Below are 19,600 nucleotides of genomic sequence, written 5' to 3' on the forward strand. Positions count from 1 at the left end.
GTCAGAATTTGGTGCGAATACCGAAAGATACCAGCCGGCCGAGTGTGCTGCCGTTGGTATAGCCACCCGCACTATTCAGATAGGGCGGATCGGCGTCAAAGACATTGTCGACATTCAGCGTCAGCAGCGTGTTCGCAAGCATGTCTCCCAGATCGTAGCTGAAGAAGAGGTCGACGGTGTCGAACGCCGAAATGCGCGTCTGCGGCGGCAGGCCGATAATCGGATAGCCGCTGCGATGGTTCAGCGTCGCACGCGCCGCGAAGTCGCCGACCGTGGCACCAAGTCCCGCGGTGAAGAGAAACCGTCCGGTGCCGTTCTTGAGATCGTCGTTGACCGGACCGCCTTGCACGACCTGCGTCTCGCGATTGAGCAGATAGCTGCCCGTGAAATTCGCGTTGATCGAACCGAAGCCCGTCGGCCGATTATAGGCGAGATTGAAGTCGATCCCGTCGACATTCACCGCGCCGAGGTTCGCGCGCTGTGCAAGGAACAACACATAGGGCGAACTGAATGCGAAGAGCGTCGCAAGGTTCGGCACGCCGTCGACGCGGAGGTTGCCCGCCGCCGCCTGCGCCTGTGCCAGCGTCGGGTTGAGGATGTAGAAATCCGAATAGGCCGGCGTCGTGAACAGCAGCGGCGAAGTGAAGGGCGGGACCGCGATTGCGTCCTTGAACTTCACGTTGAAATAGGTCGCGCTGGCGACGAACCCTTCAAGCGCTGCGGGCTTGAGATCGAAACCGAGCGACCATGTGTCGGCGCGCTCGGGCTTAAGATTGGCATTGCCGCCAGCGATCGCAATCGTCGGGCGCAGCGCGTCGAACGGCGAGCTGGTCGGCGCACGGAACGGGCTGAACGGCAGAACCTGAACGCGCGCGTCGACCGAATTGCCAAGGTCGGCGAGGCTCGGCGCGTGGAACGACGTGCCGTAATTGCCGCGGATCGTCAGCGCCTCGAACGGGCGCCAGGTCACCCCGATCTTGGGATTGGTCGTGCTTCCGACGTCGCTGTAATCGTCGTAGCGGATCGATCCCGACAGCTCGAGGCTGTAGAACCCCGGCGTGCGGTTATCGGCGCCGAAGATCGGGATCAGCAATTCGCCAAACAGCGACTTCACATTGCGCGCGGTGTAGGCGTTCGAACCGGTGACGGCACTTTCGGGCCCGCTGCCGGTAAAGGAGCGGATATTCTCGTAATGATATTCGCCGCCGACCGCGAGGCGAATGTCGCCGCCCGGCAGCGCGGTGATCGGGCCGTCGAGCACGACGCGGCCCTCGGCAAGCTCCTGCGTTGCCTCGCCATAGTTGACGAAATCGTCGATCGCGGCGAGCACCGCAGGCGAGGTCGCTGACAGGTTATACGGGTTGAGCGCGGTTGCCGTCGTGGTGCCCGCAAGAGCAATCGTCGCGAGCGTCGAGTTGAACGAGCGCTCGGTCGACTCATTCTCGCTGCGTCCGAAATTGGCGAGCGTGCGCAGCTGCCAGCCGCCGCCCAGTTCGAAATCGAAGCTGGGCGTGATGCCATAAGAGGTGAAGCTCGACGGGCTGTCGTTGCTCGGGCCAAAGACGTCGTCGAACGCGAAGGAAACCGTGTGCGCCAGTTCGGCGCCGATCGGGCGGAAGAAGGGGTTCGCGGCGGTGATCGTGCCGCTTGCGCTGCTCTGCGCGCTGCGATGCAGCGTGTTGCGCTTCGACCAATAGGCCGACAGTTTGAATGCAACCGAATCGCTGAGATCCTGCGTCAGGCCGGCGAAGACGCTGTGACGTTCCTCGCGCGGATAGATCGCCGCATAATCGGTCTGGTCGCAGCGGTTCACTCCCGGCGTCCGGCCGGGCAGCGCATAAGTCGTCGTGCCCACGGTAATGTTCGCGAGCGCGCAGGCGGTGCTGCGGAAATCGCCGCCGCCACGGTCGGTCTGGTCCGCGGTCGCATAGCCGCGGTCAAGCCCGATCAGATCGTCATGCCAAGCATAGGAATAGGAAACGAAAACCGAGCCCGAGCCCCAGTCCTTGCCGGCGATGACGCTGGCATCGATCGTCTGGTAATTTTTGGCGAAGCCGTAGCGCGCGTTAACGCCGACGCCGTCATAGCGGTCACGCGTGATGAAGTTGATCACGCCGCCGATCGCGTCGGAACCATAGATCGACGAGCCGCCGTCGGGGATGACGTCGACGCGCTTGATCACGTCGGGCGGGATCGCCGAGGGGTCGAAGCTCGTCTGGAGGATGCCCGCGCCGACCATCCGGTGACCGTCGACGAGCACCAGAGTCGTCGACCCGCCGCTGTTGCCGAGATTGCGGATGTTCGGGCGCACGATCGGATTGCCGAAGTTGCCAAGGCCCGCCGGGATCGTGCCGAAGTTGCCAACCTGCGGGATCGAGGCGAGCAAGTCGTTCGCCGATGCCGCACCCGATGCGACGACGTCGGCTTCGCTCACCGCGATAACATTCGTGCCGACAGGCGCAACGCCCCGTAGCAAGGTGCCGGTGACGACTATGTCCGCATCGCTCGGCGCCTCGGAATCAGCATCCTGCGCATGTGCGCTGCTTGCCCCGAGAAGCGCGCCCGCGCACGCGAGTGCCGAAATGCCGCACCGCCAAGCGCCGCGCCGCGCAACCATATCCAGACCCGCTGTCGTCATCGCCTTCATCGCATCCTCCCTGCACTCGCCTTGGCGAGTTGTCCCTTTTTACGGAGGCGCCTGTCCGGCAATCTTGTTCCTCCGATGCCACGCTTCGATGAGCGTTTATGCATCAATGGTCATTATTTGTCTTTATCAATCACGTCAACGATCAAATTCAATCATCTCTGCCCCAACAGCACGGTCGGCTGCGGTTTTCTTTCAAAGGCTTTGAGAAAATCAGGCGATAACGACGCGGATACCGGCGGCTTCCATCATCCCGACGTGGCGCGGCTCGATCGCGGAGTCGGTGACGACGATGTCGATCTCGTCGAGCGAGCAGACGACATTGCCCGACGGACCGGAGAATTTCGAACTGTCGACGAGCACGATGATCTCGTCGGCGCGTTCGATCAGGCGGCGCTCGGCGGCAACGAGGATCACATCGGCCTGCATCAGCCCCGCCGGGCCCATCGACGCTGCACCCATGAACAGTTTCGGCGCATGAAAGCGCGGCATACCGTCGTCGCCCGCCGCCGACAGCACGATATTCTGTTCGCGGAACACCTGTCCTGACGGCACGAGGATACGCGTCGTCGGCTGTGGCAGCAGCGCACTGACGATATGCAGCGAGTTGGTCAGGACCTGCAGGCTCAGGCCGTCGAGATGCGGGCACATCTGCAGCGTCGTCGAGCCGCCATCGATCATCACGCCTTCACCCGGGATGCAGAACTGCGCCGCAGCGCGCCCGATAGCTTCCTTGGCGGCGCGGTTGCGACCGATATTCTCGTGAAATGGGATGCCCGACAGCCCCTCTTCGGATGCGGTCGACGCGCCGCCACCGCCGACACGCTTTGCCCCGCCGCGAACGCGCGTGATAACGCCGGCTTCTTCCAGCCGGTCGAGATCGCGGCGGATGGTTGCGGGGGACGCGGCGACACGGCTTTCCAGATCGCGAAACGAAACAAATCCGTTCTCGCCCAGGCTGTCGAGGATCATTTTTTCGCGTTCGGCTGCGTGCATCGGGGTCCCTGTCTGATTGCGCCTATTTGACCGGAGCTGCACCGAGTTGCAATCGAATGATTAGACTATCCCCGCCGCTGCCCCGGCTGCCCGCCGTTCCTGCGCCTTGCGGTCTCGCCAGCCACTCGCACGATACGCGGCGATCGTGTCGATCCCCCCGCCCGCTTCGGCGCGCGCGGCGGCGAGGATCGGCGTGACATCGGTACGATACGCCATGCGCAAAGTCTGGAACGCCAGCATCGTGTCGTTGGCTTCCTGCGCTGCGAGCAAGGCCTCGCGATCGACAAGCAGCGCCTTCGCATATGCCCCCACGATCGCCTCGGCCGACGAGAGCATCGATTCGATCGGATCGGTCACATTGTGCGACTGGTCGATCATGTACGCGGGGCGGAAATCGCCACGCGGGTTCATCTCGGCCTCGATCAGTTCGTTGAAGACGAGGAAGAGCTGGTGCGGATTGATCGAACCCGAATCCAGATCGTCATCACCATATTTGCTGTCGTTGAAATGGAATCCGCCAAGCTTTCCGAAACGGTGGAGCCGCGCGACGATCTGCTCGATATTCACATTCGGCGCGTGATGCCCGAGATCGACGAGGCACTTCGCCTTGTCGCCGAGTTCCTGCGCGACGAGGATCGAGCTGCCCCAGTCCGAGATCACCGTCGAATAGAAGGCGGGCTCGAACATTTTGTGTTCGATCAGCATCCGCCAGTCGTCGGGCAGCGCCGCGTAAACCTGCGCCGCCGCATCGAGATAGCGGTCGAGCGAGCGACCGAGATCCTGCTGCCCCGGAAAGTTGGTGCCGTCGCCGACCCAGACGGTCAGATCGGTGACCCCGAGCTGCCTGCCGATCTCGATGCATTCGATGTTATGCGCGACCGCCTGTTCTCGCACGTCGGCGCGGGTCGAGGAGAGCGAGCCGGTGGCATAGCTCACCGCCTGCTCCGGCCGATCCTGAAAGGTGTTGCTGTTGACCGCATCGAAACCGAGCCCGAGCGCGGCGGCTTCTTCGCGCAAGGCACGATAGTCGCTGACCTTGTCCCACGGGAAATGCGGGCTGACGCGCGGCGTCGCGCGGCCGAGCTGCTGGATGACCGCACAATCCTCGAGCTTTTCGTGGATGTTGGTCGGTTCGCCCGCGATCGGGAATTTGGCGAAGCGCGTGCCGCCGCGCCCAGCGCCCCAGCTCGGCACTGCGACCGAGAAGCCCGCGACCTTTGCTTTCACGCCATCGATGTTGATCCCGCGACGGCCCAGCTGGCGGCCGAGGCTGCCATAATCATCGTCGAGCGCGTCGGCGAGGCCGGCGTTCAGCCGCTCGATATCATCCTGTGCGAGCGGCAGGTTGCCGGCCATCATTCTCTCCTGATTCCGCATCTTATCGTGTAAATGCCTGCGCGTTGCCCGCGTCGACGTTGATCATGTTGCCGGTAGACTTTGCCGACATATCGCAGCTGAGGAAATAGACCGCCTCGGCGACATCTTCGGGTAGAACGTCGCGCTTGAGCATCGACCGATTGCGATAATGTTCCTCAAGCTCGCTGCCTGAATCGATCCCGTGCGCGCCCGCGCGTTCGCGGCGCCAGTCGCCGTCCCAGATACGCGAACCCTTGATCACCGCGTCGGGATTGACCGTGTTGACGCGAATCCCGAACGGCGCGCCTTCGAGCGCGAGGCAGCGCGCGAGATGCAGCGCCGCCGCCTTCGCCGACGCATAGGCCGACGCGTTGGTGGCGGCTGCAATGCCGTTCTTCGACCCGATGAAGACGATCGAACCACCGTCCTGCGCCTTCATCAACGGGAAGGCGGCGCGCGCGGTGAGGAAATAGCCTTGCGCCAGCACGTCGTAATTGCGCTGCCACAGTTCGAGCGTCGTATCCTCGATCGGTGCCGACGAGGCTATGCCGGCGTTGGCGACGAGGATGTCGAGCCCGCCAAATTCACGTGCGCAAGCAGCAAAGGCAACGGCGACCTGTGCCTCGTCGGTCACATCGCACACCGCCGAACGGATGCGGTCGTGGCCGAAACGGCTTTCGAGTTCCTGTGCCGCCTTGCTCAGCGCGTCGGCATCACGGTCGACGATCAGCACGCAAGCATCATCTGCGGCGAGCCGTTCGGCGGTCGCGGCGCCGATTCCGCCTGCCCCGCCGGTGACGAGCGCAATGCGCCCCGCGAGCGGCTTCGGTTTCGGCATGCGCTGAAGCTTCGCTTCCTCGAGCAGCCAGTATTCGATGTCGAACGCTTCCTGTTCGTCGAGCCCGACATAGGCGCCGATCGCCTCGGCGCCGCGCATGACGTTGATCGCATTGGCGTAAAACTCGCCTGCGAGCCGCGCAGTCGTCTTGTCGCCGGCGAAGGTCATGCGGCCCATGCCAGGAACGAGCACGACGACCGGGTTCGGGTCGCGCATCGCGGGCGAGGTCGGGCGGGCGCAACGCTGGTAATAGGCCGCATAGCCGGCCCGATAGGCCTCGATCCGCTCGGCGAGATAAGCGGCATTGTCGATCCGCGCCGGGTCGAGGACGAGCGGCGCGATCTTGGTGCGCAGGAAATGGTCGGGGCACGACGTCCCGATCGCGGCAAGCCTGGCGAAATCGCGGCTGCCGGTGAATTCGAGCGTTTCGGCATCATCGGCAAAATGGGCGACGCGGCGCCCGCCCATCAGCCCGCGCAGCAGCGGCATCAGCTTCGCGGCAGCGACGGCACGCTCGGCAACGGGCCGGGACGCAACAGTCTCGCCGCCGAACGCCGGCGCGCCGGCGAGCTTCGCATTCAGATAATTGGCGGCGTCGGTGATCAGCGCGATCGTATTGTCATAGCAGCCCCGGGCGCTGTCGCCCCAGCAGATGATACCATGCCCTGCGAGCATCACGCCGCGGAGGCCGGGATGCGCCGCAACATAGTCGCGCAGCCTGAGCCCGAGATCGAAGCCCGGACGTTGCCAGGGAAGCCAGCCAACCGCCCCGCCCCAGATCGCCTGCGTCGCAGCTTCGCCTTCGCTCGATGCTGCGAGCGCGATGATCGCGTCGGGGTGGACATGGTCGACATGCGCAAAGGGCAGATAGCTGTGGAGCGGGGTGTCGATCGACGCCGCGCGCGGATTGAGCGCGAAGGTGCAGTGCGGCAGATAGCCGACCATCTCGTCTTCATGGTCGAGTCCGCGATAGAGTGTTTCGAGGCCGAGCAACTTGTCCTGGTAGAGCGTCGAAAATCCGTCGAGCTTCATCGAACCGATATCGCCGCCCGACCCCTTCACCCACAGAACCTGCACTGTTTCGCCCGTGAGTGGATCGCGCGCATCGAGCTTGGCCGAGGTGTTGCCCCCGCCGAAATTGGTCACGGTCAGGTCCGAGCCAAGACGATTCGAGCGATAGAGGAGCAGATCTTCGGGAGACTTCCCTCGCGCTTCTTCATCCGACCAGCGATTCGCCGGAATAGCGAAAAGCAGCGCAGCCGCGCGGGATTCGGGTGTGGCATCCAGAAGATCGGGCATGAAGGAAACTCGTTGTTTCAGCTATGCGAGGGTATGTATCGAAATCGCTGGCGCTCTGCAATCAGTTTCGATAAAGTTCAATCAAATTCGGTCGCAAAGAAGCAAAAGGGAGAGGGATGAAGGGCCGCGCAACCATAGTCCTCGATGTCGGAAAAACCTTGGCAAAGCTGAGTCTCTGGTCCGCTGCCGGTGCAATGATCGAACGGCGTGCGCGCGCTAATGCGCGCGTCGCGACCGGCACCTATGCCGCGCTCGATGCAGCGGGGATCGAAGCCTGGGTCGCAGAGGTACTGCGCGATTTTGCCAGGCTTGCCGATGTCGGCGCGATCATCCCCGTCGGGCATGGCGCCGCAGCGGCGGTCATCCGGAACGATCGCCTCGCGTGCCCGCCGCTCGACTATGAAGAGGCGATGCCGGCGGACATGCGCGCAAGCTACGACGCCGAGCGCGATGCTTTTGCGGATACGGGCTCGCCTTGCCTTCCGGACGGGCTGAACCTCGGCGCGCAGATCTTCCGTCTCGAAGCGCTCGATCCCGATCTGGCGCGCGGAACGCAGATCCTGCCCTGGGCACAATATTGGAGCTGGCTGCTCAGCGGCGTTGCAGCGTCGGAGGTGACCAGTCTCGGATGCCACACCGACCTCTGGAACCCGCTGACCGCGAAGGCCTCAGCCCTCGCGGAACGCCGTGGATGGGCCGCCCGGCTCGCACCGCTGCGCGGCGCCGGCGAAATACTCGGCACGCTGACACCCGCATGGATAGCCCGCACCGGCCTGCCCGCCGACACCGAAGTCCATTGCGGCCTTCACGATTCAAACGCTGCCCTGCTCGCGGCGCGCGGCTTTGCCGAAATCGCCGACAGCGAATCGACCGTCCTGTCGACGGGCACCTGGTTCGTTGCGATGCGTTCGCCGAAGGATGCGGCGTCGATGGACACGGACCGGCTGGATGAATCGCGCGACTGCCTGATTAACGTCGATGCATTCGGCAAGCCGATCCCGTCGGCGCGTTTCATGGGCGGACGCGAGATCGAAACGCTGATCGGGCTCGACACGCGGCAGATCGACCTTGCCACCGACCAGCCCGCGCTGCTCGCGGCGTTGCCCGATGTGTTGGCGAATGGCGCGATGGTGCTGCCGACCTTCGCACCGGGTTTCGGCCCCTTCCCGCACGGACACGGGCGATGGATCGCAAGGCCCGACGATCATGCCGCACGCCGCGCCGCGGTGTCGCTTTATGCCGCGCTGGTCACCGATGCATCGCTCGGCCTGATCGGTACGCGCGAACGGCTGCTGATCGAAGGCCGCTTTGCCGAAGGTCAGGTCTTCGTGCGCGCGCTCGCGGCGCTGCGACCCGACCTGCGTATCTATATCGGCAAGGCGCATAACGACGTGTCTTATGGCGCGCTTCGCCTGCTCGACGCAGATCTGCCGCCGTCCGAACCGCTCGAACTCGTCACTTCGCTCGACGTCGATCTCATACCCTATCGCGACCGGTGGCGGCGCGAAGCCGAACGCGTGGAAGAAGCCGCGTGAAGCCTGCATCGATCAGCGATTATCGCGAGACCGCACGCCGACGCCTGCCGCATTTCCTCTTCGAATATTTCGACGGCGGCTCCTATACCGAGCGCACGCTGCGCGCGAATATCGAGGATTTGCAGGACATCGCGCTGCGCCAACGCGTGCTGAACGATGTTTCGGCAATCGACCTGTCGACCAGCCTGTTCGGCCAGCATCTCGCTATGCCGGTCGCGCTGGGTCCGATCGGGCTTGCCGGGATGGCAGCGCGGCGTGGCGAAGTGCAGGCAGCGCGTGCGGCGGCGGCGAAGGGCGTACCGTTCACCCTGTCGACCGTATCGGTCTGTTCGCTCGCGGAGGTCGCGCGCGGCTCTCCGACACCCTTCTGGTTCCAGCTCTATATGGTGCGCGACCGGGGTTTCATGCAGTCGCTGCTCGAAGAGGCGAGCGCCACGCACTGTCCGGTGCTGATATTCACCGTCGACATGCCGGTGCCAGGTGCGCGCTATCGCGACGTCCGCTCGGGGCTTTCGGGCGCGGCAACCTTGCGCGGACGGGCGCGGCGCGTCGGCCAGGCCATGATCCGCCCTGGCTGGGCATGGGACGTCGGCATCCACGGCCGCCCGCACCAGCTTGGCAATGTCGCGCCGCTGCTCGGCCCGAAATCGGGGCTCGAGGATTTTCTCGGCTGGATGAAGGATAATTTCGATCCGCGCACGATTTGGGCCGACCTTGATTTCGTGCGCGCACACTGGAGGGGCCCCATCGTCATAAAGGGCATATTGGACGCCGACGACGCGCGCCACGCCGCCGAAGCGGGAGTCGACGGGATCATCGTGTCGAATCATGGCGGGCGCCAGCTCGACGGGGTGCCGTCGGTCGCGCGCGCGTTGCCCGCGATTGCCGATGCCGTCGGCGACCGGCTGACCGTGCTGGCCGATGGCGGGGTGCGATCGGGGCTCGACGTGGTGCGCATGCTCGCGCTCGGCGCGCAGGGCGTGATGCTCGGCCGTGCATGGGCGTTCGCGCTCGCGGCGGCTGGCGAAGCGGGCGTGCGCCATGTGCTCGACCTGATCGAAGCCGAAATGCGGGTCGCGATGGCGCTTACCGGGGTGACCGGGGTGGACACAATCGGGCCGGAGACACTGGCCGCCTGACGAGGACAAGGGGAGAAAGAGGATGGATGCGAACCCGCTGCTTGGCGTGTTCTTTCACTGGCTGGGCGGGCTGTCGTCGGCGAGCTTCTATGTGCCGTACAAGCGCATCCGCGCATGGTCGTGGGAGATTTTCTGGATCACCGGCGGCATTTTCTCCTGGGCAATCGCCCCATGGCTGTTCGCATCGATCCAGACGCATGACCTGATCGGCGTGCTGGGACGGACGCCCGCCAATATCTGGTTCTGGTGCTGGTTCTGGGGCGCAATGTGGGGACTTGGCGGACTGACCTTCGGGCTCACCATGCGCTATCTCGGCCTGTCGCTCGGCATGGCGGTCGCACTCGGGCTGACGACGGTCATCGGCACGATGGGGCCGCCGATATTTCGCGGAACTCTGGGCGAGCTGCTCGCGACGACGAGCGGGCAGACGGTGTTCCTGGGCATCGCTATCACGCTGGTCGGAATAGTCATCGTCGCGCAGGCAGGCCGCCGCAAGGAACGCGAGATGGACAGCGCGAGCGCAACCGAATTCAATCTCCGAACGGGCCTTGCGATCGCGGTCTTCTCCGGCATCATGTCCGGCTGCTTCGCATGGGGCCTCGACGCCGGGGCGCCGATCCGCGAGCTCACACTTGCAGCCGGAACAGATCCGCTGTGGCAGGGCCTGCCCGTACTATGCGTCGTGCTGCTCGGCGGGCTGACCACCAACCTCATCTGGTGCGGCGTCCTGATCGCGCGCAACCGCAGCATCCGTCAGCTCGTCGGCGAAGCCGCTCCCGGCGCGACCGAAAGGCCGCCCCTCGCACTCAACTACGGCCTCGCCGCGCTCGGCGGCACGCTCTGGTATTTCCAGTTTTTCTTCTACACGATGGGCGAGAGCCAGATGGGGCGCTTCGGCTTCTCGAGCTGGACGCTGCACATGGCAAGCATCATCCTCTTCTCAACCCTGTGGGGCTTTGCGCTGAAAGAATGGGCGCCCGCTGGCCAGCGCACCCGCGCCCTCGTCTGGCTGGGGATCGCGGTGCTGATGCTGTCCACCATCGTCATAGGATATGGAAACAGTCTGGTGTGACACGCGGCGACAAGGGCCGATGCCTTGTAATCCGAGGTCGCAAGGCAACATATTCCCGTCACGCAATCCCAGCATTTTAAGGACGCGAGCGATCTGATCAAAATGAAATGGAGGCGCGCCTCGTCCTGCTCCTTAAAGGCGGCTGAGGGCGTCTCATCACCATTTCGCGGCAGATATCTTCACCGAAGAGCCACCGCGCGGCAATCGCCGGGGCTTTCCGAAGTCCACCGACGAACCGAGTATCGCGCTGAGACGCTCAAGACGTCCGGCGACCAGTTCAACCTCGCTGCCGGTTGCCAGTCGCGGGCTTCCGCGCACGCGCCGGCCTTGATACTCGACCCCGCGCGCGTCGAGCTGGACGGGGATGATTTGTGCCGCCGTGACACGGCCGCCTACGATGTCGAGTTCGGCGATCGCGGACTGCCACGCTTCGGGACCATAGGCATCATCCGCTTTTTCGGACTGGAAGATGAAGGACGAAAGCCCGTGGAACAACGGCGCGCCCCGATAATATTCAATACCCTGCAGCTCGGGAACGCCATGGGCAACGAAGGTCGCGGCCCCCGCGTCGACCGCACGCCGCGCAAGATCGCGCTGCCAGCCCGGCGTATCCGATTTGCGGGGTTCCCAATAATGGCTGTGCAGATAAGCGATGACCGTTGCGCCGCTGCCCGCCGCTATGCGGATCGCCGCAAGATAGCGTTCGACATCGACCGCAACGAGGGCGCCATCGGGCCCGCGTCGCAGCTCGTTGACGCCCGGCCGGTTGCCGGTGGCAGCGGCCCCGTCGCGGATCGCTCCCGCCGCCGCCGAGACCAGCGCCACCCGCTCACGCCCCTGCAGAAATCCGGGCGCACTCGCGGCGGCAAGGTCGCGGCCCGTCCCGGCATAGGCGAGCTTGCGCGTCTCGAGCGCGTCGATCGTCGACAATATGCCGCCGCTGTCGAGGTCCCAGGCATGATTGTTCGAGGTCGCAACGATATTGATGCCGATGGCCTGCAGGCAGTCGATGACCGCCGCATCGCCGAAGTGCAGAACCTCGCTGTCGGCCGGCCGCGTCGATTTTCCGGCGAGCGGACCGGCGATGACCGTTTCAAGATCGGTAAAGACAGCATCGCGACCCTTCAACAGCCGCCGAAACTCGTCGAGACCATGCCACCCGAACGCGCGAAGATCGGTCTTGATCAGCGACTGGCCGAGAAGGCTGACGCGTAGGGGGCGGTTCCCGGCGCCGGTCAGAACGGGCAGAAAGGCGATCGAAATGCCGGCGCCGATCAGGTGTCGACGGGTCGGTGCGGGCAAGCAGGCTGACATCATAATCCCCCTTCCTCTTACCCCTTCCATACAGAGTGTGCGTAAAGGAGGGCAACGTCATGCACTTTCGTTATGACCATATCCGCGACTGTCATAATATTTTTAGCGAGCGCGCTTCGTCCTACCTCAGTGAGCGAATCGCAATTGGGGGGACAATATGACCATCGCATCCGCTCGCTTCATCCGGCGCCGACAGGCCGCCAAATTCGTCGCAGCAGCCGGCATCAGCCTTGCCGCGCTCGCCTGGCCTTCGCTGGCGCAGGCCCAGGACGCGGAAGACGAAGTGGCCTCGGACGCCGGGTCCGGCGGCGACATCATCGTCACGGGCTCGCGCATCGGCCGCAAGGATGCGGACTCGGTCGGGCCGATCCTGACGGTCACCTCCGAGGATATTGCCAAGTCGGGCACCTCCTCGATCGGCGACCTGCTCCAGAAGCTGCCTTCGGCTGGCGTCAGCCTCAATTCGAACGGTACGCAGGGCACTTCCTATGGCGCCAGTTCAATCAACCTGCGTTATCTGGGCGGCGCGGAAGGCAGCGGTAACCGCGTCCTCGTGCTCGTCGATGGTCATCGCTGGGTCGACGGGGTCGGACAGCGCGGCTTCCGCGATTTCGTCGATCTCAACACGCTGCCGCAGGGCATGATCGACGGCATCGAAATCCTGAAGGACGGCGCGTCCGCAATCTACGGTGCCGACGCGATCGCGGGCGTCGTCAACATCAAGACGGTCCAGCCCTTCGACGGGCTGCGCGGGTCGGTCCGCGCTGGGATCACCAGCCACGGCGACGGCGCGGAGCTGGGCGGCAAGCTGACCATCGGCAAGACCTGGGACCGTGCCTCCGTCATCCTGTCAGGCAGCTATTTCAAGTCGCGCCCCATCCGCACCGACGCGCGCGATCTGACGACGCTGACGCTCGTTCCGCAAACCGCAGTGGGGAACAACCCCAACGGGCTGTTCATCCTGCCGGGCCTCGCGAACAACGCCTATTTCGGCACCGGCGCGGGTTTCGCCAGTTCGGCGAACCCGATCGTTCTCAACAATGGCGCGACGATCGGCGCGGGCAATTCCGCCGACAATGCGTTCCATGTCGGCGCGCTGCCGGGCGATTTCTACAACACGCAGGCACAGGGCATCTATTCGGCCGGGCCGTCGGAACGCTACGGCATATACGGCCGGTTCGATTATGAACTGACCGACGATGTCACGATCAAGCTGGAGGGCGTCTATAACCGGCGCAAGTCGAACCAGCTCTTCTCGCCCGTCCTGCTCGATGTCGGCGGCACCGCGGGCACGGTGCGAGGCTTTGCCATCCCGAACAATCAGGCATTCAACCCCTTCGGCACCGCCAACGGCGTTCCGACCGCGAACGCGCTGGCCTTTGGCGCGAACAGCGCGTGGCGCATCCGCAAGGTGATGAGCGACGTCGGCAATCGCAACAATATCCAGGACGTCGAAACGATCCGCTTCTCGGTCGGGGTCGACGGCAGCTTCATGATCGGCGGCGGCGAATGGCGCTGGGACGTCTTCGGTTCCTATTCGAAGAACAGCATCCATACGGTCGCCGAGAACGGCATCAATTACGACAATCTGTTCCTCGGCCTCGGGTCACCCGCGACCTGCGCCGCGACCGCTGGCTGCGTTCCGATCAATCTGTTCGCGCCGATGACCGCGACGCAAGCGGCGTACATCCGCTTCACGACGCGCGAATATAACCGCACCGAACTCTACAATGCGGCGTTCAACGTGACGGGCAATCTGTTCGACTTGCCCGCGGGCCCGGTCGCGCTCGCGATCGGCTATGAATATCGCCAGAATCGCGGTTTCGATGCGCCCGATCCGATCGTCAACGCGGCCCCGACCTATCTGAATCCGGCGCTCTATACCAAGACAACGGGTCAGACGCGTACGCCGACGGTCGGCAGTTACGACCTTCACGAAGCCTATGCCGAGCTTAACGTCCCGATCTTCCGTGACCAGCCATTCGCCAAGAGCCTCGAGCTCAGCCTAGCCGGCCGTTACTCCGACTATTCGACCGTCGGCAACAAGGTGACGCTGAAGGCAGGTCTCGGCTATCGCCCGATCGACGACATCCTCTTCCGCGGCACCTATTCGCAGGGCTTTCGTGCGCCGTCGATCAACGAACTGTACCAGGGGGCACGCCAGACGAGCTTTCAGGGCGTCGATCCCTGCAACGGCGGCGCGTCGGCCAACCCGGGGCTGCCCGGCTGCGTCGGTGTGCCGACCGGCTATAATCAGGCCAATTTCAACCTCAACGGCCTGATCCCAGGCGTTATCAGCGGCAACATCGGCCTGAAGCCCGAGACCGCCGACACCTATAGCGCCGGGATCGCCATCTCGCCGAGCGGGGTTCGCGGACTGTCGCTGACGGTCGATTATTACAAGATCAAGATCAAGAACGCGATCGCCTCGCAGACGCCGACCCAGATCATGCAACTGTGCGCCGTGCGCGGCGGCGTCTTCTGCGACCTCGTCAGCCGCGACGCGGGAACGGGTGCGATCCTCGAACTGTTGCAGGGTGCGCAGAACCTCAATTCGATCACCACCGACGGGGTCGATGCGACGCTGCGCTACGACTTCAACACCGACATCGGCCGCATCTCGGCCGTCGTCGATGCGTCCTATCTCCACTCGTTCAGGACCACCGCGCCCAATCCGGCGGGCGGCGCGCCGATCGTCGATGAGCGGGCGGGCAAAGGCGACACGCCGCGTGCGACCTATCCGCACTGGAAGGGTCAGGCCTCGCTCGGCTGGACCGGCGATGCGGTCGATGTAATGTTGCGCGGCCGCTATATCGGCCCGACCACCGATGTCGTGAATGCCGTCAAGGATGCGCGCACCAAATCGATCATCTACACCGATCTGGAGGTCGGTTTCAGCATCGACGACGATGCCGCACGGTTCAGCCTGGGGGTGAACAACCTGTTCGACAAGGCACCGCCGGCTTCCTACGCCAACGCTCCGATCAACTATGACATCTATACCTATGACGCGCGTGGCCGCTTCCTCTACGCCAGCTTCTCGGTGAAGATGTAGTCGGGCCGGCCGCGCCGGCGACGGCGCGGCCACAGCGATGCGGAACGGTTCGACGATGTCAGGCAAAACGAAAAAATGGCTCGACCGGGTCGAGCGTCTGGGCAACGCCCTGCCCGACCCGGTGTTCATCTTCCTCGGCCTGATCGCGCTGCTGGCGGGGGTGTCGGTCGTGGCTGCGACGGTCAGCTGGAGCGCGGTCAATCCGGTGAGCGGTGAAACGCTGACCGCAAAGAGCCTGCTGTCGGCGGAGAATGTCGGCAAGCTGCTGACCGCCATGCCCGATACGATGGCCAATTTTCCGCCGCTGGGGCTGATTCTGGTGGTGATGCTCGGCGCCGCTGTCGCCGAACGGTCGGGATTGTTCACCGCGCTGATGACGCGCGCGATGCGCGGGGTGTCGAACCGCTTCCTGACTCCCGCGATCTTCCTGATCGGCCTGTTGTCGCATCAGGCGGCCGACGCTGCCTATGTCGTGCTGATCCCGCTGTCGGCGATCATCTTCGCCGCCGCCGGGCGCCACCCGATGGCTGGAATTGCTATTGCCTATGCCGGCATTTCGGGGGCGTTCGCCGCCAATCTGCTGCCCGGCCAGTTCGACGTGCTGATGCTCGGCATCACCAAATCGGCGACACAATTGCTGGTCCCCGACCATATGCTCAATCCGCTCGGCAACTGGTATTTCACCGCCGCGCTCGGGCTGATCCTGATCCCGATCACCTGGTTCGTGAACGACCGCATCGTCGAACCGCGGCTTGGCGCATGGACCGGCACGTCGCCGGAGGGTGAGGTCGACGATCATGCCGACGAGGCCAGCCAGCGCAAGGGGCTGCGCCGCGCCGCTATCACTGCGCTCGCGATAGTTCTCGTCTTTGCCGCGTTTACGCTCTGGCCGGGCTACACGCCGCTTGTCGATGCGAAGGCGGTCGGTCCTGCACGGCTCGAACCCTTCTATGCCTCGCTCGTCGCGGGCTTCATGCTGCTGTTTCTGGTCTGCGGCTGGGCCTATGGCGCCGCGGTCGGTACGGTTTCGTCGCACCGCGATGTCGTCAAAATGATGACCGAAGGGCTCGCCACGATGACGCCCTTTCTCGTCATTTCCTTCTTCGCCGCGCATTTCATCGCGATGTTCGCCTGGTCGAACCTTGGCCCCGTGATGGCGATCAACGGCGCCGACTGGCTGCGTGAGCAGCATCTCGCCACGCCAGTGATGCTGATCCTGCTGCTGCTCATGTCGTCGGTCTTCGACCTCGTCATCGGCTCGGCGTCGGCGAAGTGGAGTGCGATGGCGCCGATCGTCGTGCCGATGCTGATGCTGCTGGGCGTGTCGCCCGAAATGACGACCGCAGCGTACCGGATGGGCGATTCGATCTTCAACATCGTGACGCCGGTTGCGTCGAACTTTGTCTTGGTTCTCGTCCTCGCGCAGCGCTGGCGCCACGATTTCGGCGTGGGCTCGCTGATTGCGCTGATGCTGCCCTTCTCTATTGCGATCGGCCTGACGGGGCTCTGCCTCGTCGGCCTGTGGACCGGATTCGAACTGCCCGTCGGGCCGAGCGCGCCTGCGGCCTACACCATGCCCGCGCGATGACTCCGACGATGGCTGTCACTCTCATCCCGAACGTCATGGTTCCGATGCGCGACGGCGTGCATCTGGCTACCGACATCTATCTTCCTGTAGAAGGGCAGACGTTGCCGGTGCTGCTCGAACGCACGCCCTATGACAAGCGCGGCACCAACCACGCCGACTTCTCCGTTGCCGACGAGATTCCGCGCTCGAAACCCGAGATCGCGCGCATCTTTGCGGCGCATGGCTACGCCTTCGTCCTGCAGGATTGCCGCGGCCGCTACGCCTCCGAAGGCACGTTCCGCAAATATCTGTCGGAGGCCGAGGACGGCGCCGATACGATGGCATGGATCATGGCGCAGCCGTGGTGCAACGGCCGGATCGGCACGCTCGGCCTGTCCTATGGCGCGCATGTGCAGGCCGCGCTCGCGACGCTCGATCCGCCGGGGCTTGCGGCGATGTTCCTCGATTCCGGCGGCTTTTCGAGCGCCTATCACAGCGGCATCCGGCAAGGCGGCGCCTATGAACTGAAGCAGCTGACCTGGGCGCAGAAGCACGCGCTGCTGGCGCCCGAGACGATGGCCGACCCGGCGCGGCGCGCGGCGCTGGAGGAGGCGGATATCCGCGACTGGATCGGGGTCGAAAAATGGCGGCCCGGCCATTCACCGATCAGCGCGGCGCCCGAATATGAGGATTTCATCCTCGAGCAATGGCGCGAAGATCGCTTCGGTGATTTCTGGAAACAGCGGGGCATCTATGCCCGCGGCTGGTACGACGAATTCGCCGACGTACCGATGGTGCACATGTCGAGCTGGTACGACCCCTATGCGCTGACCGCGATCGAAAATTTCGTCGGCCTGTCGGATCGCAAGCACGGCCCCGTAAAGCTGATTCTGGGGCCGTGGACGCATGGCAAGCGATCACTCACCTTTTCGGGGGACGCCGACTTCGGGCCGCAGTCGACCCTCGACCATCTGTTCGGTGACTATATCGCGCTGCGTAAGGCCTGGTTCGACCGTCACCTGAAGGATGATGTCGCCGACCCGCTGCCCGATCCGGTTTATTACTTCACCACGGGCGGCGGCACCGGGCGGCGCTTGGCGAGCGGACGGCTCGACCATGGCGGACGCTGGCGCAGCGCCGCCGCGTGGCCCCTGCCCGCGATGCACATGACGCCCTTCCATCTCCATCCGGACGGAGCTTTGCTCGACGAGCGGCCTGCCGATGCTGCAACGTCGCGCTTCGTGCATGATCCGCATCATCCCGTCCCGACGATCGGCGGCGCGATCGCATCGGGCGCGCCGGTGATGGAGGCAGGCGGGTTCGACCAGCGCGAAGGCCCCGACTTCTTCGGCTCGCGAGAGCCATGGCGGCCGGTTGCCGAGCGGCCCGACGTGCTGGCCTTCGAAACCGCGCCGCTCGATGCCGATGTCGAGCTGACGGGCCAGGTCGTCGCCGAACTTTTCGTCAGCTCGACCGCCGTCGATACCGACGTCATGATCAAAATCGTTGATGTTTATCCGGCGAGCAAAGACTATCCGGAGGGTTATGCGCTCAACATCGCGCACGGCCTTCTGAGGATGCGCTTCCGCAACTCCTTCGAGGCGCCCGAGATCATGGAGCCCGGAAAGGTTTATCGTGTGCAGATTGCCTCCTTCCCGATGAGCAACCGCTTCGCAGCCGGGCACCGCATCCGCATCGAGATTGCGGGGAGCAATTTCCCCCACTTCGATATCAACCCCAATACCGACTGGCGGGTTGAGGGACTGGATCCCTTCGTCGCGGAGAACAGCATTCATCTGGGCGCCGGTCAGGCGTCGCGTATCCTGCTGCCGATCGTGGCGGCCGGGACGGACTGACGATGCGCAAACCGCTCGCACCGGCCGGCGTCGAGCCCGACAAGGATGTCAGTTTTCGCGCGCTGCGGGTCTTTGCCGAAATCATGCGGACCGGGTCGGCCACCGCCGCGGGCAAGCAATTGTCGCTGTCGCAGCCTGCCGTCAGTCGCCTGATCGCGCAACTGGAGGCGCAGGTCGGCTTCGACCTCTTCTATCGCGATCGCGGGAAGCTGGTGCCCACGGCCGACGGCACCAAGCTGATCCAGGAGGTCGAACTGAGCCTTGCCAGCCTCGACCGGTTCAACAGCCTAGTGCGCGACATCGCGGGTTATTCAGCGGGCACGGTACGGATCGTCGCGCCGCCGAGCTTTGCCGAGGGTATCCTGCCCGATATCGTCTCGCGCTTTCGCGAACGCTTCCCGGGGGTCGAGTTCAGCATCGATTCGCGCAGTGTCGAAACCGCCCGGTCGATGATCGCGATGCGCTATGTCGATTGCGGCTTCGTGAAGCTGCCCGCCGACGAGAGCGACCTCTCGATCGAACAGATCGTGTCGAGCGGCTCGGTCTGCGTCATGCACCGCGATCACCCGCTGGTCGCGCGCGACACGATCACCCCCGCCGACATCGGCCAGCATCCGCTGATCCTGCTGGGTGCCGGACGCCACTGGCGCACCCAGGTCGACAACGCCTTTGCGGCCTTCGGCCTGCGCCCTGTGGTCGCGATCGAAACGCACACCCATGGCTCGGCCTGCGCACTCGCCGCGCGCGGAAACGGGATGGCCATATTGAACGAGCTTCTCGTCAAACCCTATCTGCACGCCCCTCTCGTGACGCGGCCGTTCGCCCCGCCAATCGCACATGAATATGCATTCGCCGTGTCAAACGTCTCGCGCCCCTCGCGTCTGACGCTGGAGTTCCGAAACGAGGTACTCGACTATTTCGGAGCCTGA

12 protein-coding genes are annotated in these 19,600 nt (G+C 64.3%); 7 read left to right on the forward strand and 5 right to left on the reverse strand.

The window, feature by feature from the left end; all coding sequences use genetic code 11:
* Position 1: 1 nt before the first annotated feature.
* The 4 genes from ACQY80_RS01920 to ACQY80_RS01935 all read right to left on the reverse strand — a co-directional run bounded on the left by ACQY80_RS01920 (position 2) and on the right by ACQY80_RS01935 (position 7,133).
* Positions 2-2,647: a TonB-dependent receptor plug domain-containing protein gene (locus ACQY80_RS01920; protein WP_428683094.1), complete on the reverse strand. Its 2,646-nt coding sequence runs from the start codon at positions 2,645-2,647 to the stop codon at positions 2-4.
* A gap of 210 nt (positions 2,648-2,857) precedes the next feature.
* Positions 2,858-3,616, reverse strand: coding sequence for a DeoR/GlpR family DNA-binding transcription regulator (locus ACQY80_RS01925; RefSeq protein WP_428683096.1), 759 nt, complete (start codon positions 3,614-3,616; stop codon positions 2,858-2,860).
* Between the two features lie 84 nt (positions 3,617-3,700).
* Entirely contained in the window at positions 3,701-4,996 is a 1,296-nt protein-coding gene (rhaI, locus tag ACQY80_RS01930; protein ID WP_428683098.1) for an L-rhamnose catabolism isomerase, read from the reverse strand.
* A gap of 22 nt (positions 4,997-5,018) precedes the next feature.
* Entirely contained in the window at positions 5,019-7,133 is a 2,115-nt protein-coding gene (locus ACQY80_RS01935; RefSeq protein ID WP_428683099.1) for a bifunctional rhamnulose-1-phosphate aldolase/short-chain dehydrogenase, read from the reverse strand.
* Between the two features lie 116 nt (positions 7,134-7,249).
* Between ACQY80_RS01935 and ACQY80_RS01940 the strand changes: the two genes are divergently transcribed.
* Genes ACQY80_RS01940 through rhaT form a run of 3 tightly spaced genes read left to right on the forward strand, consistent with a single transcriptional unit; the run spans position 7,250 to position 10,879 of the window.
* Entirely contained in the window at positions 7,250-8,668 is a 1,419-nt protein-coding gene (locus tag ACQY80_RS01940; RefSeq protein ID WP_428683101.1) for an FGGY-family carbohydrate kinase, read from the forward strand.
* A complete protein-coding gene (gene lldD, locus ACQY80_RS01945) occupies positions 8,665-9,807 on the forward strand; it encodes an FMN-dependent L-lactate dehydrogenase LldD (RefSeq protein WP_428683103.1) in 1,143 nt (380 codons plus the stop codon). The genes ACQY80_RS01940 and lldD overlap by 4 nt, the downstream gene beginning before the upstream one ends.
* A gap of 22 nt (positions 9,808-9,829) precedes the next feature.
* A complete protein-coding gene (gene rhaT, locus ACQY80_RS01950) occupies positions 9,830-10,879 on the forward strand; it encodes an L-rhamnose/proton symporter RhaT (RefSeq protein ID WP_428683105.1) in 1,050 nt (349 codons plus the stop codon).
* Between the two features lie 156 nt (positions 10,880-11,035).
* Here rhaT and ACQY80_RS01955 read toward each other — a convergent pair whose 3' ends face one another.
* Positions 11,036-12,196 (reverse strand): CapA family protein, encoded by a 1,161-nt coding sequence (locus ACQY80_RS01955; protein WP_428683107.1) that lies wholly within the window; start codon positions 12,194-12,196, stop codon positions 11,036-11,038.
* 154 nt (positions 12,197-12,350) lie between these two features.
* On the opposite strand from ACQY80_RS01955, the gene ACQY80_RS01960 reads away from it, so the two are divergent.
* The 4 genes from ACQY80_RS01960 to ACQY80_RS01975 are packed head-to-tail and all read left to right on the forward strand — an operon-like array spanning position 12,351 to position 19,600.
* A complete protein-coding gene (locus tag ACQY80_RS01960; RefSeq protein ID WP_428683109.1) occupies positions 12,351-15,248 on the forward strand; it encodes a TonB-dependent receptor in 2,898 nt (965 codons plus the stop codon).
* Positions 15,249-15,303: 55 nt separating this feature from the next.
* Complete coding sequence (locus ACQY80_RS01965) at positions 15,304-16,836, forward strand: AbgT family transporter (RefSeq protein WP_428683111.1); 1,533 nt, start codon at positions 15,304-15,306, stop codon at positions 16,834-16,836.
* 8 nt (positions 16,837-16,844) lie between these two features.
* Positions 16,845-18,671 (forward strand): CocE/NonD family hydrolase, encoded by a 1,827-nt coding sequence (locus tag ACQY80_RS01970; protein ID WP_428683113.1) that lies wholly within the window; start codon positions 16,845-16,847, stop codon positions 18,669-18,671.
* Between the two features lie 2 nt (positions 18,672-18,673).
* Positions 18,674-19,600 (forward strand): LysR family transcriptional regulator, encoded by a 927-nt coding sequence (locus tag ACQY80_RS01975; RefSeq protein WP_428683115.1) that lies wholly within the window; start codon positions 18,674-18,676, stop codon positions 19,598-19,600.

The organism is Sphingopyxis sp. (genome assembly GCF_965279755.1).
Taxonomy (GTDB): Bacteria; Pseudomonadota; Alphaproteobacteria; order Sphingomonadales; family Sphingomonadaceae; genus Sphingopyxis.

Bases quoted from the DNA above. Each gene is read 5' to 3' on its own strand.
- ACQY80_RS01920 (WP_428683094.1), bottom strand. From the start codon at position 2,647: ATGAAGGCGATGACGACAGCGGGTCTGGATATGGTTGCGCGGCGCGGC.
- ACQY80_RS01925 (WP_428683096.1), bottom strand. From the start codon at position 3,616: ATGATCCTCGACAGCCTGGGCGAGAACGGATTTGTTTCGTTTCGCGAT.
- rhaI (WP_428683098.1), bottom strand. From the start codon at position 4,996: ATGGCCGGCAACCTGCCGCTCGCACAGGATGATATCGAGCGGCTGAAC.
- ACQY80_RS01935 (WP_428683099.1), bottom strand. From the start codon at position 7,133: ATGCCCGATCTTCTGGATGCCACACCCGAATCCCGCGCGGCTGCGCTG.
- ACQY80_RS01940 (WP_428683101.1), top strand. From the start codon at position 7,250: ATGAAGGGCCGCGCAACCATAGTCCTCGATGTCGGAAAAACCTTGGCA.
- rhaT (WP_428683105.1), top strand. From the start codon at position 9,830: ATGGATGCGAACCCGCTGCTTGGCGTGTTCTTTCACTGGCTGGGCGGG.
- ACQY80_RS01955 (WP_428683107.1), bottom strand. From the start codon at position 12,196: ATGATGTCAGCCTGCTTGCCCGCACCGACCCGTCGACACCTGATCGGC.
- ACQY80_RS01960 (WP_428683109.1), top strand. From the start codon at position 12,351: ATGACCATCGCATCCGCTCGCTTCATCCGGCGCCGACAGGCCGCCAAA.
- ACQY80_RS01965 (WP_428683111.1), top strand. From the start codon at position 15,304: ATGTCAGGCAAAACGAAAAAATGGCTCGACCGGGTCGAGCGTCTGGGC.
- ACQY80_RS01970 (WP_428683113.1), top strand. From the start codon at position 16,845: ATGGCTGTCACTCTCATCCCGAACGTCATGGTTCCGATGCGCGACGGC.
- ACQY80_RS01975 (WP_428683115.1), top strand. From the start codon at position 18,674: ATGCGCAAACCGCTCGCACCGGCCGGCGTCGAGCCCGACAAGGATGTC.